Source organism: Deinococcus indicus, from assembly GCF_002198095.1.
Classification (GTDB): Bacteria; Deinococcota; Deinococci; order Deinococcales; family Deinococcaceae; genus Deinococcus; species Deinococcus caeni.
The window spans coordinates 22,287-35,119 of record NZ_NHMK01000039.1 but is presented as its reverse complement, the minus strand read 5'-3'; the positions used below and the strand labels follow the sequence as shown (position 1 = coordinate 35,119).

The following is a 12,833-nucleotide window of genomic DNA, read 5'->3' as shown; positions in this document are numbered from 1 at the left end:
GGAACCGGAGAGCGTGGTCATGACGCTGCCCGTCCACAGGCAACGGCGCGCGGCCCTGAACCGGGTGTGGACCCCCACGCCGGTTCCGGCCGGACTGGCGCGGGAACTCGACCGTCTTCCGCATGAGCGGGGTGCAGAGGGGCCGCCAGTGACTCTATGCTCGGGCGGATGGAATCCCTGATCTGCCGGGTCACGCTGCGGGACCGTCCCCGTGTGTCTGGGGGGGCGGCGTGACCCCCCTGCCGCCGCCGCTGGGCGGCTGGGCGGTGGGGACGCCGCTGGAGCCGGCCGGGCGGTGGTCATGGCGTCGGCCGCCGGGCGCGTGGTTGACCCTGCTCGCGGACGGTGGGCGGGGCGTGCCGCAGCGTGCGGCGATTCTGCATGACCTCGGGTGGGCGGCGTTGCTGGCGGGTGAGGTCGCGGCGGCGGCCGGGCAGTTCGAGGAGGGCATGGGGCTGGTGCGGGCGCAGCGTGCGGCGCGGCCGTGGCGGGGGGCGCTGCTGGTGGGACTGGCGACGGTGGACCGGGTGCAGGGCGCGTTCGAGGCGTCCCTGAGCCGCGCGCGTGAGGCGCTGGGCGGGCAGGTGGAGGCGGGCGTGGCGTTCGGGGCGCACCTGACGCTGGCGACCACGACGCGCGTGATGGGCGATCCGCTGGTGTCGGTGCGGCATCATTACGCGGCGCTGCGGTACGCGCCGTCACCGGAGGCGGCGGCGGACGTGCAGGCGCTGCTGGATCTGGTGCATCCGGGGTCGGGACGGCCGGACGAGGCGCGGCTGTCGCCGGGCGTGCAGCTCAGGCTGGCGTTGCAGGACGCCGAGTCGGTGTTGCGTTCGGGCCTGCCGGTGGGGCTGCTGCCGGACGTGTCGGGGTTCAGGTTCGAGGTGCTGGACGAGGCCCGCAGCGTGCCGCATGTGCGCGCGGCGCTGGGCTGGCCGGAACCGCCGGCCGCGCCGGACCGGGCGCGACTGGTGACGCGCGGGCGGCTGGGCGTGCAGCGCGGCCTGACGTTCGTGCCGATGCGCGGCGAGGGCCGCAGCCTGACGCTGCTGGCGTACCTGATCGAGCGGGGCGGCGCGCCGTGGCCGCTGGTGGCGGACGCGGTGCTGGGCGAGGGGACCGAGAAGGCGCTGTACGGGCAGGTGCGGTATCACGTGTCGCGCCTGCGGAGCCTGCTGGGGGATTCGGGCGCGGTGCGCCTGCGGGGCGGGCGGCTGTCGCTGGGGCCGCAGTGGGCGTGGTCGACGGACCTGCGGGACGGTCAGGGGCCGTGCCTGCTGGACGACCCGCTGGACTGGCTCGGGAATGGTGGGCCGCTCAGCGGGCCAGTCGCGTGATCCACTCGCCGTAGAGTTCCGTGAACGGGTCGGGGCCGGGGCGGTCCAGGTCGGTGCTCACCGTCCAGTCGGGTCCCAGCGTGACCGCGCGCCGCCGGGTGACGGTCAGGGTGTCGGTGCCGGTCAGGTCGGTCAGGTCGGTCAGGGCGGCGCGGATGCGGGCCGGGCCGCGCGCGTCCCCGGCGGGCAGGTCCAGCAGCGCCCCGGCCAGCGTGTCGAGCGTGGCGGGGCCCTCGTGGTGCAGGTACGCGACGGCCGCGAGGGCCAGGGGCCGCGCGCCAGGAAAGGGCCGGCCGCACAGGACCGCTGCCGGCGTGCCGCGCGCCGTGACGTGCAGGGTCACCGCCTGCCGCGCGGCGGGCGCCGGGAGGAGCAGTCCGGCGGCCCGGCCGGCGGCGTACAGGTCGGTCAGGGCGGGCGCCTCGTCGAGCAGGACGTAGGGTTCGTTCGCGTCGGTGGCCGCCTAGAGGGTCTGGAGGGCCGCGGCGGTCTGCCCGGCGCGCAGGTCCGCCTGGGCGAGGTGCAGCCGGGCGCGCCAGCCGTCGTACGGCGCGGCGCGCGGCGCGAGGCGGCGCAGGGTGTCGTGGGCCGCCCCGGCGTCCGGGCCGCCGACGTCGATCAGGGCGAGGTACAGGGCCTCGGTGTCGCGGGCGGCGCCGTCCCCGGCCAGCTCCAGGGCGCGCTGCTGGGCCTCGCGGGCGGCGGCGGTCTGCCCGTCGAGGCGCAGGGTGGTGGCCAGGACGTTCCAGGCGTACACGCCGGCGCGGTCGTCCCCGGCGAGGCGGGTGGCGTGCCGGGCGCGTCCGAGTGCGAGGTCGAACTGCCCGCACGCGCGGGCGTGCAGGGCCAGGGCGCAGCAGAACAGGTGGCCGCGCCAGCGCAGGCCGTCCCGGCGGGCGCCGCGCGTCAGGGCGTGGCCTTCTTGCAGCGCGTCGAGGGCGTGGCCGAGGTGCCCGCGGCGCAGGTACGTCCAGCCGAGGTTGTAGAGGGTCGTGGCGCGTTCCTCGGGGTCGGCGGCGTGGGCGAGCGCCTGGTGGTAGAGGCGGAAGCCTTCCTCGAAGCGCTGGTCGCGCATCAGCATGACGGCCCAGTCGATGTACACGGCGCTGCGGTGGCGCAGCCATTCCGTCTCGGCGATCTGCGCGGCCCGTTCGATGTCCGCGTACGCCTCGGCCGCGCGGCCCAGGGGATGCAGGGCGTAGGCCCGCTGCCAGGCGTGATGCAGCGCGTTCACGGTCGGCCGGGAATCCAGGAGGTCCAGGGCGCACCTGTCCGGACGCCCCCGGACGGGCAGGTGGCGTGGAGGGGCGGGGTCAGGCGGGGGACGGGTGGTGAGGCGCCGTGTCGGGCCGGGGGGTCACGGCGCCGTCGTCGCGGGCGTGGGCCTGGGCAGTCAGGGTGAGCAGGGTCAGGATGATGCGCAGGGTGTTCATGCAGTCCTCCGGGCGGCCCGGCCGGGTGAATGGACCGGTGGGCCGTACCTGCATGCGCGGCGCGTGGAGAAACCCGCCCGGAGGGACCGCTGATCGGGAGGCGGTCAGGGAGCAGGCTTGTTATCCGACCGCTGTCAGCGGCCAGTGAGCGCTATGTGGACTTGTATTCGTTCCTGAATATCGGAGGCAGCGGCCTACCGTCAGGGGGTGACGCCCGCATGATCTACGCCAGTTCTCCCCCACCCAACACCGCCGAGGTGACCCTCACAGCGCCCGACCGGGCCGCCGCACTCGAATCACTCCTGAAGACCGGCCTGCACACCCTCGCGCAGAGAACCGCGCCCGGCGACCCCACCCTGAGCGCCCGCATCCCCGCCCACCTGCTGCAGGTCACCCGCGTCCTGCACGACCAACCCGGACCGGACGGCCACACCGTCCGCGCCCAGGTGGCGCTCCCGTACGGCCTGCTCGAACGGGCCGCGCTGCACGCCCGGCCGGACCTCACACTCAGGCCGCTGCACGTCCGCTGCACCGACCACACCCCCGGCGCCGCCCGGCAGGCCCTCGAGCGCGCCCTGACCGACGTCGGCTTCACAGTCACGCCCTCACCGCACCCCGCCGCGCTCACCCTTCACGGCGAGGCGTGGGTGCAGCCCCACGGAACGCTGCACGTCACCTGCGTCGCCGCCGCGCAGGTTCAGTTCGGTTGCCCGGACAGCCCACCGTGAGCCGCGACGCCACCGGCAGCGGCCCCACCCCGCCCCTGGCCGCCGACGCCGCCCTGACGCACGCCGCGAACCTCTGCGCGCACCCCATCGTCCTCACCCTGCTGGAGACCCCATGACCTACCGCACCCTGACCATCGCGGACCTGGCGGCCACCCCGGACGGCACCCTCGTCCTCGTGACCGGCACCTACGCCCGCAGCGTCACCGGCGCCACCCTGAGCGACGCCGACGCCACCATCGAACTGTCCGGCGAACCCTTCGACTGGAGCCCCCGGCACGACACCCGCCTGGACGTCTGGGGGCAGCTCCGGAACGGCCCCGCACCGCGACTGATCGTCCACAACGCCCGCCTGCCCGGCGACGTCCGGCGCCACCCCCGCAGCTCCCCCACCGCGCCCGCCGGCACCACCCTGACCGTCACCGCCCGCGTCCAGCGGGTCGGCGCGGACCTGCTGGCCGTCACCCCCGACCGGCACACCTACCTGCTGCGCGGCCGCGACCTGCCCGACGGCTACCACCACCTGACCGGCACCCTGATCCGCGAATCACCGCCCCTGCTCGACCTCACCAGCCACCACGACCTGAGCCGCGCCATGCTCCCCCCCACCGAGGTGCCGCAGGAGTGACCAGCATCGCCGGGGTGGGGCGCGCCAGCCGGTTCAGCGGGGCGCCGTGAGTCCGGCGAATGTCTGCTCGAAGGCGTGGAGGTTGGTTTCTTCCCAGGGCATGGCGAAAACGGCGAAGACCACTTCCTCGAACGCTCCGCGGTGCCGGCCTGTGGTCAGGAGGGCGTGGAAGGTCCGGGCGACGTGGTGGGGGTCGTTCCGGAACGCTCCGCAGCCCCAGGCGCCCAGGACGAGGCGGGTGCAGCGGGCGTGCCGGAAGGCCGTGAGGACGAGGGAGGCGCGCCGTTCGATGGCCTGCTGCGCCTGGGGGCGCAGGGCGTCGAGTTCTGCGCCGTCCAGACCTCTGAGATTCGGGGCGGCGGCGGTCAGGACGTCGGTGTGGTAGGGCCGGTCCAGCCACGCGCCGTCGTCGTCGCGGAAGACCGGGACGTCCTGCGCGAACATCAGCTGGTCGGTGTACAGGCGGTCGCGCCGGGCGCGGTGGCCCTCGTAATATTCGGGGGCGCGGCTCAGGGCGGCGTACAGGCCGCTGGCGCGGCACAGGCTCTCTTCCTGCGCGGCCGAGCCGGTCAGGAAGCCGCCGCCGGTGGACGTGGCGGACGCGAAGTTCAGCGCAGAGACCGGGCCGGGGCGTTCGCCAAGCAGGCGGCGCGTGGCGGCGAGGGTCGTTTCGCGCGTGACGGCGAAGCGGGTGTCGTGCGGGCCGGGTTCCAGCAGCTGTTCGGCGGCGCGCAGGTGTTCCGGGGTGTACAGCCGCGTGCCGGCGTCCTGGCGGGCGAGGTGCAGGGTCAGATCCACGTGGCCGCGCGGGCCGTCGTACCCGCGTGCGCTCAGCGCGGCCAGGGTGCTGTGGGCGTCCTGAATCAGCTTCGTGCGGTCGAGGGGCGGCATCGGAACCTCCGGGGCGGGTCGGCGGGGGGGTGCGGGGGTCGGGTGCGGTCGGCCGGTCCTGGCGCCGCAGGATACAGCGGGTTCAGGTCGGAGGCCGGGGGGGCGCGCCGTTCCTATACTGCGGGCGATGGCGTCCACTGTTCCGTCCCGACCGGGCATCGTGTCCGTTCACGCGACGGGGGACGGGACGGTGCACGTCTGGCGGCGCGACCCCCACAGCGGCGCGTCGCTGCGGGAGACTACGCGGCAGCGCGGCTGGCTGTACGCGCGGACGCCGGACGACCTGACGCACCTGGGGGACGCCCTGACGGTATCGGCCGGTGAGGCCCCGACGGGGTCCCTGTACCACGCGCGGGACCTCGCGCCGGACCGCCCGGTGGACGCGCGGGCGTACCGGTACCTGCTGAGCGGCCCGTCGCCCCGGCAGCTGGAGGCCGCCGTCCGGCGCGGCGTGGGCCTGAACCGCGGCCTGGACGTTCCGCCGCCGCTGGGGGAACTGAGCGGCTACCTGCGCCTCGGGTACGCCGAGCAGTACCTGATCACCTCCCGGCAGACGTACCATCAGGGCCTGACCTTCGATCAGCCGGTGCGGTTGCAGTTCGACCTGGAGACCACCGCGCTCAGCCCGGACGAGGGCCGCATCTTCCTGATCGCCGTGCGGGACAACCGGGGCCTGGAGACGCTGCTGGAGGCGAGGCGAGCGGCGCAGGAAGGCGAGCTGATCGAGGCGTTCCTGGAACTGGTCCGGGAACGCGACCCGGACGTGATCGAGAATCACTTCATTCACGGCTTCGACCTGCCGTTCCTGGCCGCCCGGGCCCGCCGCTGCGGGATTGCGCTGCGGCTGGGCCGGGCGGGGGACGGCGTGCCCTGGACGGTGGACGACGGGAGCCGCACGCCGCTGTGGGTCTGTCCGGGCCGGGAGGTGCTGGACACGCTCGACGCCGTGCGTCGCCTGAACCTCCCGTCGGGGGGCCTGAAGGCCGCCGCGCGGCACTTCGGGGTCGCGCCGGAGGGCCGGGTGTACCTGGAGGGCGACCAGATCGTGACCACCTACCGGGACCACCCGAAGCTCGTGCGGGCGTACGCGCGGCAGGACGTGCAGGAGGTGGACGCCCTGGCACGGATCATGCTCGCCCCGGCGTTCGCGCTGGCCCGCCTGACGCCCCGCCCGTACCACCGCCTGACGCGGGCCGGGCCGGCCAAGGGCGTGCTGGAACCCATGCTGGTCCGCACGTACGTCGAGGCGGGTCGGCCCTTCCCGGCGTCCGAGCGGGGTCACGCCGGACCGCACCGGGGCGGTCACGTGCAACTGCACGCCGAGGGCGTGCTGCGGCACGTCGTCAAGGCGGACGTGGCCAGCATGTACCCCAGCATCATCCGCGCCGAGGGGATCGGCCCGCGCCAGGACGAACTGGGCGCCTTCCACCGGATCGTGAGTGACCTGACCGCCCGGCGCCTGACGCACAAGCGCGAGGCGCGCAATGCGCTGCTCGGCGAGGCCCAGCGGCGGGAACACCACGCCATGCAGGACGCCATGAAACTGGTCGTGAACGCCGCGTACGGGTACCTGGGCGCCGGGCGGCTGGCACGGCTGGGGGACCGGGAGGCGGCCGACCGGGTCACGGCGCGCGGGCGGGCCATCCTGCAGCAGGTCACGTCGGCGCTGCAGGCGCGCGGCGTGCAGCTGATCGAATCCGACACGGACGGCGTGTACTTCAGCACCGGGCAGGACCTCGGGGAGGCGGCCGAGCGGACGCTGATCGCGCAGGTCGCCGCCGGCCTGCCGAACGGGATCACGCTGGAGTTCGACGGGCGCGCGCGGGCGATGCTGAGCCATCAGGTGAAGAACTACGCCCTGCTGCGGTACGACGGCACGCTCGACCAGAGCGGCGCGTCGTTCGGGTCCAGCCGCTCCGGGCGGTACGGCGCGGCGTTCCTGCGCGCGGCGCTGCAAGCCCTGTTGCAGGGGGACGTGCCGGGCGTGCAGGCGGCGTTCGAGGACACCGTCAGGCGCCTGACGGAGCGGGATTTCACGAACGCGGACGTCAGTACCCGCCTGCGGATCGGGAAGACCCGCGCCGACTACGCCCAGACGCGCGCCCAGCGTCGGGAAACGCACCTGGAAGCGGCGTGGCGGGCCGGACTGGACTTCCGGGTGGGCGACCGCATCGACCTGTACGTCCGCGCCGGGCAGGGACTCACCGCCCTGAGCGACCCGGACGGCCGCGACTACGACGCGGCGCACTACCGGGCGGCCCTCGTGCAGAACTACGCGACGCGGCTGCGAAAGGCGCTGGACGCCGCCGACTGGGAACAGCTGTTCGGCGGGCGGGGAGCCGGACTGTTCGACCGCGACCTGCGGGACATGCCGGTCAGGTGGCGGGCCCTCCAGAGCAACGAACCCGGATGACCGCCGCGCCGCCCCGGAACGGTGTGGCCCGCCAGGGACGCTGCGCCCCCCTCGCCCTCCCCGGCTGGAACGGGCCTTGCAGCCCATTCACTCGGAGTCCGTTTCAGTCGGTCCAGCACCAGCGGTTCCATGGCCGCACGCCGGGCTGGTCGGAGCGCGTGAAGCTGAGCTTCAGGCCGCCCGGCACGGGCGTGGCGCGCAGGGTCAGCGGCCCGAAGGTCGCCTCGCGCCGCTCGTTGTCGGGCAGGCCCTCGCTCAGACCGGCAAGCCAGGACGCCACCGGCGTGCGCCGTTCCGGCAGCAGGTTGAAGCACTGGCTGGCGAGGTTCCACGCGACGTCCTGCACGGTCATCAGCGCCGGGGCGCGCAGCGGAGTCGGGACGCTCAGGTCCGTGGTATGGACGCGGCCCCCGCCGACGCTGCGGACGTCCAGCGTCAGGCGGAGCGCGGCGCTGCCCGAACGGTCACTGACGCGGTACGTGAACAGCCCTTCGAGCAGGTCCACGCGGCTGGTGTTCAGCAACCGCGGCACGTCGTACACGTACGCCATGCCGTTCAGGCTGTTCTGCGCGTGGGCGGCGCCCGGCAGCAGGGCCAGGGCCAGGATGTGGGGAGTCAGTCGGTGCATATTGGACCTCCTCTGGACCCGGGCGGAGGCGGGTGATGCGCCCCGCGCGCCCGGAGTCCGTGTCACAGGGAGAACAGGTAGGAGTTGCCGGTGGCGATCTCGATGCGGATCAGGCCCACGCCGTCGTGCGCGACGATCAGGTTGCCGTCGCGCGGGTCGAGGAACACCCCGCCGCGCAGCAGCGGCCCGACCTCGCCCGGCCCGCGCACGCACTGGTACGTGGCGTCGCTGGGGTTCAGGCAGTACAGGTTCCCGCCCAGGCGGGGTTCCTCGGCCTCGATGGTCACGGGCGCGATGCCGGAGTTGCTGCCGGTGCCGCTGGTCCACAGGACGCGCCGCCGCTCGTCCCAGACGCTGTTGGTGTCGCCGACCTCCTGCTGCACGACCAGTTCGCGGTTGCCGCTCTCCAGGTCGGTGCGCCAGTACGACGCGCCGCTGCTGGCGTACAGCCACGCGCGGCCCTCCTGCTCGCGGTAGTGGAGGTTCGTGGCGTTCAGGGTCATGCCGCTGAAGCCGCTGCCGCGCGGGCCGCTGCCGGTCGGCTGCCCGGAGTCCACCTCGGCGCGGGTCTGCGGCGTGTCCGCGTAGCGGTTGCTGCCCGCCGCTTTCAGGCGCGTCACCCACGAGCACTGTGCGCCGTCCGCGCTGATTTTCAGCAGGCCCTGGGGGCTGGCGTTGTTCGCCTGAATGGGCGCGAGGTAGAACTCGCCGGTGCGGGGGTTCATCTCGAACGGGGAGAAGGCCCCGTTGATCTGCATGGACCGGCGGCCGCCGGCGGCGACACCGTCCTTGCCGGGCGTCTGCCCGTTGTCGCACTGGTCGGCGGGGAACGGGCCGGGCTGGTTGTGCAGGATCGCCCGTTCCTGCCACACCACCCGGCGGTCCCCGCTCTGCGGGTCGATCCGGACGATCGTGGCCGGGTTGCCGGCGTCCATGGTGAAGGCGTACAGCGCGCCGTCCGGGCCGCGCCGGACCGTGCGGACCGTCGAGAGTTTCGGGCCGCTGCCGACGTCCAGGTCCCCCTGGCGGCTGAGGTGCTTGCCGCTGATCACGCGGCGGTTCCCGGCCGTGGGGCCGCTGAAGTCCACGTCCACTTCCAGCAGCAGTCCGAAGTTCTTCAGTTCCGGGTCGCCGTTGCGGTCGCGGTTGTCGCTCCAGGTGGCGCCGATGTACAGCTTGCGGGTGCGTTCGTCGAGGAACCCGCCCCAGTAGCGGACGCTGCCGGGTTTGGTGGGAAAGGCGCTGGCGAGTTGCGCGACGCTGGGGCCGGTGCCCAGGCGGGTGCCCTTGCTCCACTGGTCCGCGACGCGCTGACAGCGGGCGTTCCAGTCCCTGGCGGCCTCCGGGGCGCTGGGGCGGCGGTCCAGGGCGCGGCAGTCGATGGGGAAACTGGTGGGGAGGGTGCGGTTCTGCGCGAACTGCGCGGCGGCCACGCCGGCCAGCGTGACGGTCAGGGTGAGCAGGGCTCGGTTCATGGGTGCCTCCGGCGGGCCGCGCGCAGGGGGGGACGTACGGGGGGCCGCGCCGACAGCCTGCCGGAGCGCCGCAACAGAACCGCAACAGCCCCCCCCACCCGCTGCCCCGGAGTTAGCGGGCGGCCGGGCGCGGTACGATGAGCGGCGTGTCTCATGAGAGCGCGTGGGTGCGGGTGTACGGCTGGCCAGGCGTGCTGGTCGGCGGCCAGGACCTGCGCTTCGCGTCCCGCAAGGGCCTGGCGCTGCTGCTGCGTCTGGCCCTGGACGGCCCGCAGCCGCGCGAGGCGCTGGCCCGGCAACTCTGGACGGACGCGCAGGACCCGCGCGGGGCGCTGCGCAACTGCCTGGCGCAGACCAACCGGGTGCTGCGCGCCGCCGGCCTGCCCGCCGTCACCGCCGACGGCGCCCTGCTGAGCTGGGCCTTCGCCGGGCTGGTGGACACGCTGGGGGAACGGGAAGGCGGCGGCGCCCCCTGGCTCGACGGTTTCGAACTGCCCGGCGCGCCGGGTTTCGCCGACTGGGCGCAGGAGCGCGGCGCGTTCCACACCGCCCGGCGCGCCGCGCACCTCAGGGCGGCCCTGCACGCCGCCCGCGCCGACAGCGACTGGCCGCAGGTCGCGGCGCACGCCGCGGCGCTGCTCGCCACGGACGACCTGCACGCCGGCGCCTTCGCGGCCCTGATCGAGGCGCACGAGCGGCGCGGCCTGAACGCGCAGGCGGCGCAGGTCCGCGCCTGGCGCGACCGGACCCTCCCGGCACCCGACCTGCCCGCCGCGACGGCAGCTCCGCTGGCGGGACGCGCGCGGGAGCAGGCGTGGCTGGCCGGGGCGCGCGGCGGCGTGTGGGTCCTGCGCGGCCCGGCCGGGTCCGGCAAGAGTGCGCTGCTGCGGACCCGGCCGGACGCGGCGCGGCTGTCGGCGCAGCCGGGCGACCCGGCCCGCCCGTACGCCACGCTGGGCCGCGCGCTGGGTCACTGGCACGCCGCCGGCGCCCTGCGGAACCTGCCGCGCTGGGCGGCCCGGCAGCTCGTGAACCTGCTGCCGGCGCTGGACGTGCCGGGCGACCCGCTGCAGAAATGGCAGCTGTTCCCGGCGCTGGACGAGGCCGCGCGGCTCGCCGGGGAGACGCTGACGCTTGACGGCGCGGACTGGCTCGATCCGGTCGCGCTGGAATGGGCGCGTCACGCCGCCGCGCGCGCCGCGGCCGGGACCGGCACCCTGATTCTCGCGGGACGGTTCGACACGCCCGACCCGGACGTGGCGGCGCTGCTCGCGGACCTGCCTGACGCGTCCGTCTGGACGCTGGGGCCGCTGGCCGCGCCGGACGCGGCGGCGCTGCTGGGCGTCTCCCCGCTGGACCCGACCCTGCCGGAAGTCCTGAGCGTGACCGGCGGCTGGCCGCTGCACCTCAGCGAACTCGCGCGGGCGCGGCACGGGGGGGACGCGCCGCGCGGCACGCTCCTGACGCTGCTGGAACGGCAGTTGCGCGCCCTGCCGCCCGACCGGCTGGCCCTGCTGCACCTGATCGAGGTCTGCGGCGCCCTGCCGCCCCTGCCCGTGTGCGCGCAGGTTCTGGGGGTGGGGGTCCTGCCGCTGGCCCGGCACTTGGAGGCGCTGCAACAGGCCCGCTGGGTGAACGAGGGGGCGTTCCGGCACGACCTGATCCGGCAGGCGGCGCGCAGCACGCTGGGCAGGGCGGTCCGCGCCGGGCTGGGCGCCGCGTGGTGGTCGGCGTTGCAGGCCCGCGCCGCGACCGGCGAACCCGTCCCGGCCGCCGAGCGGGCGCAGGCGGCCCACGCGGCCGGGGAACGGCGCGCCGCGGCGCTCGCGCAGCTCGACCTGCTCGACGAGCTGTACGCCGCCGGGTTCGTGGCGGGCGGCCTGACCCGGCTGCTCGACTTGCTCGACCAGGGCGCGCTGCCGCAGCTGGACACCGCGGCGCTCACCCGAACGCTGCGCCGCGCCGGTCAGCTGCTGCACGCCGGGCTGTTCCAGCATCCGCGCAGCGCGCAGCTCGTCGCGGCGCTCTCGCAGCTGGCGCTGACGCGCAGCGACGCGGCGCTGCGGGCCAGCGCGGACTGCCTCGTGGCGGACGAGCAGCGCCTCGCCGGGCGCGAGGACCTCGCCGCGCAGCTGCTGGACCTCGCGCGCCGCCGCGCCCGCCGGCACCCCTGGGCGCAGGGCCTGATCGCCGAGCGGCAGGCGTGGCTGGCCATGAGCGCCGGCGCCTACCCGCAGGTCGTGCGCCGCGCCCGCACCGCCCTGCGGGCCGCCGACACCTGCGGGGACGAGGACCTGGCCGCCGCCGCCCTGGAGGTGCTGTTCGTGGCGCAGCAGCAGCTGGGCCGCTGGCAGGACTGCCGGGCCACCACCGCGCAGGTGGTGCGGCGCGGCGCGGGCCGGTCCGCGCTGAAACTGCCGGTGGCGTACGCCCGCACGATGGGCGCGCTGGCCGCCACCGCGCAGGGGTACGCCCGCGCCGTGACGGACGAACTGCGCGCCCTCACGGACGAACTCGGGCACACCGAGTTCCTGAACGGCCTGGGCGTCGCGCAGCGGACCCTCAGCCTCGCGCTGCTCGACCAGGGTGACGCGCCGGGCGCCCTGGACGCCGCCCGCGCCGCCGTCCCGGTCGCGGCGCGGCTGGGCGGCCTGCACGGGTACGCCGCGCACCGCACCCTGGCCGCCGCGTGGCTGCACCTGGGCGAGCCGCGCGCCGCCCTGCGCACCCTCGACGACGCCTGGGCCGCCATTCCCGCCGACCTCGGCGGCGACGCCGGACACCTGACCCGCGCGACCGTCTGGACCCTGCGCGCCCGCGCCCGCGAGGCGCTGGGGCAGGGCGACCCGGCCGGGGGCGAGGCGCTGCGCGACGTGCTCGCGGCGCGGGACGAGCGGCTGAGGGTCACGCCGGCCCTGCGCGGCAGTGGCCTGCTGCACCACCCCCGCGACCACGAGGTCCGGATCCTGTGGCGCGCCGGACTGCCTGAGGTCGCCGCGCAGGAAGCGGCGGGCCTGAGCGGCGAGGGCAGCCCGCGCCTGCGGGTGCTGCGCGCGGGCAGTCTCGCCGCCCTCCTGGACCTGCAGGGTCAGGCGGACGCCGCCCGGCGCGAACGTCGGCGCGCCCACCGCGAGGCGCAGGCGCTGGGCCTGGACGGCCTGATCCGGCAGGCTCAGCTGGCGCCCTCCTGAACGGCGCCGGGTTGCCGCTGCGCTTCATACGGACTCCGATTGAATGGGCTGCAAAGCCCGGTGGGTCCGAGCGAAGCGACTCGTAGAGCTGCTCCGCAGAGTGGGAGAGGAG

At 75.4% G+C, this 12,833-nt stretch carries 10 protein-coding genes; 5 read left to right on the top strand and 5 right to left on the bottom strand.

Annotation, left to right across the window (positions count from 1 at the left end; all coding sequences use genetic code 11):
• The first annotated feature begins 230 nt into the window (after window positions 1-230).
• Window positions 231-1,337 (top strand): hypothetical protein, encoded by a 1,107-nt coding sequence (locus CBQ26_RS20895; RefSeq protein ID WP_088250297.1) that lies wholly within the window; start codon window positions 231-233, stop codon window positions 1,335-1,337.
• Here the strand turns inward: CBQ26_RS20895 and CBQ26_RS20890 are convergent.
• Both CBQ26_RS20890 and CBQ26_RS20885 read right to left on the bottom strand, forming a co-directional pair.
• Window positions 1,318-1,680: a hypothetical protein gene (locus CBQ26_RS20890; protein WP_088250296.1), complete on the bottom strand. Its 363-nt coding sequence runs from the start codon at window positions 1,678-1,680 to the stop codon at window positions 1,318-1,320. The two genes, CBQ26_RS20895 and CBQ26_RS20890, sit on opposite strands and share 20 nt — an antisense overlap.
• A 120-nt stretch (window positions 1,681-1,800) precedes the next feature.
• A complete protein-coding gene (locus CBQ26_RS20885) occupies window positions 1,801-2,571 on the bottom strand; it encodes a tetratricopeptide repeat protein (RefSeq protein WP_088250295.1) in 771 nt (256 codons plus the stop codon).
• Between the two features lie 417 nt (window positions 2,572-2,988).
• On the opposite strand from CBQ26_RS20885, the gene CBQ26_RS20880 reads away from it, so the two are divergent.
• Window positions 2,989-3,498 (top strand): hypothetical protein, encoded by a 510-nt coding sequence (locus tag CBQ26_RS20880; RefSeq protein WP_088250294.1) that lies wholly within the window; start codon window positions 2,989-2,991, stop codon window positions 3,496-3,498.
• Between the two features lie 112 nt (window positions 3,499-3,610).
• On the top strand, window positions 3,611-4,123 hold the full coding sequence (locus tag CBQ26_RS20875; protein ID WP_088250293.1) for a hypothetical protein: 513 nt from the start codon (window positions 3,611-3,613) through the stop codon (window positions 4,121-4,123).
• Between the two features lie 33 nt (window positions 4,124-4,156).
• On the opposite strand, the gene CBQ26_RS20870 is transcribed toward CBQ26_RS20875, so the two are convergent.
• Window positions 4,157-5,014 (bottom strand): TIGR02452 family protein, encoded by an 858-nt coding sequence (locus CBQ26_RS20870; RefSeq protein ID WP_172418183.1) that lies wholly within the window; start codon window positions 5,012-5,014, stop codon window positions 4,157-4,159.
• 127 nt (window positions 5,015-5,141) lie between these two features.
• Between CBQ26_RS20870 and CBQ26_RS20865 the strand changes: the two genes are divergently transcribed.
• On the top strand, window positions 5,142-7,427 hold the full coding sequence (locus tag CBQ26_RS20865; protein ID WP_088250291.1) for a DNA polymerase domain-containing protein: 2,286 nt from the start codon (window positions 5,142-5,144) through the stop codon (window positions 7,425-7,427).
• A 103-nt stretch (window positions 7,428-7,530) separates the two neighbouring features.
• Here the strand turns inward: CBQ26_RS20865 and CBQ26_RS20860 are convergent, their stop codons facing one another.
• Window positions 7,531-8,055: a hypothetical protein gene (locus CBQ26_RS20860; RefSeq protein ID WP_088250290.1), complete on the bottom strand. Its 525-nt coding sequence runs from the start codon at window positions 8,053-8,055 to the stop codon at window positions 7,531-7,533.
• Window positions 8,056-8,117: 62 nt separating this feature from the next.
• Entirely contained in the window at window positions 8,118-9,530 is a 1,413-nt protein-coding gene (locus CBQ26_RS20855) for an SMP-30/gluconolactonase/LRE family protein (RefSeq protein WP_088250289.1), read from the bottom strand.
• Between the two features lie 146 nt (window positions 9,531-9,676).
• Here CBQ26_RS20855 and CBQ26_RS20850 point away from each other — a divergent pair, with 146 nt between their 5' ends.
• A complete protein-coding gene (locus CBQ26_RS20850) occupies window positions 9,677-12,721 on the top strand; it encodes a hypothetical protein (protein ID WP_143342214.1) in 3,045 nt (1,014 codons plus the stop codon).
• Window positions 12,722-12,833: the final 112 nt, after the last annotated feature.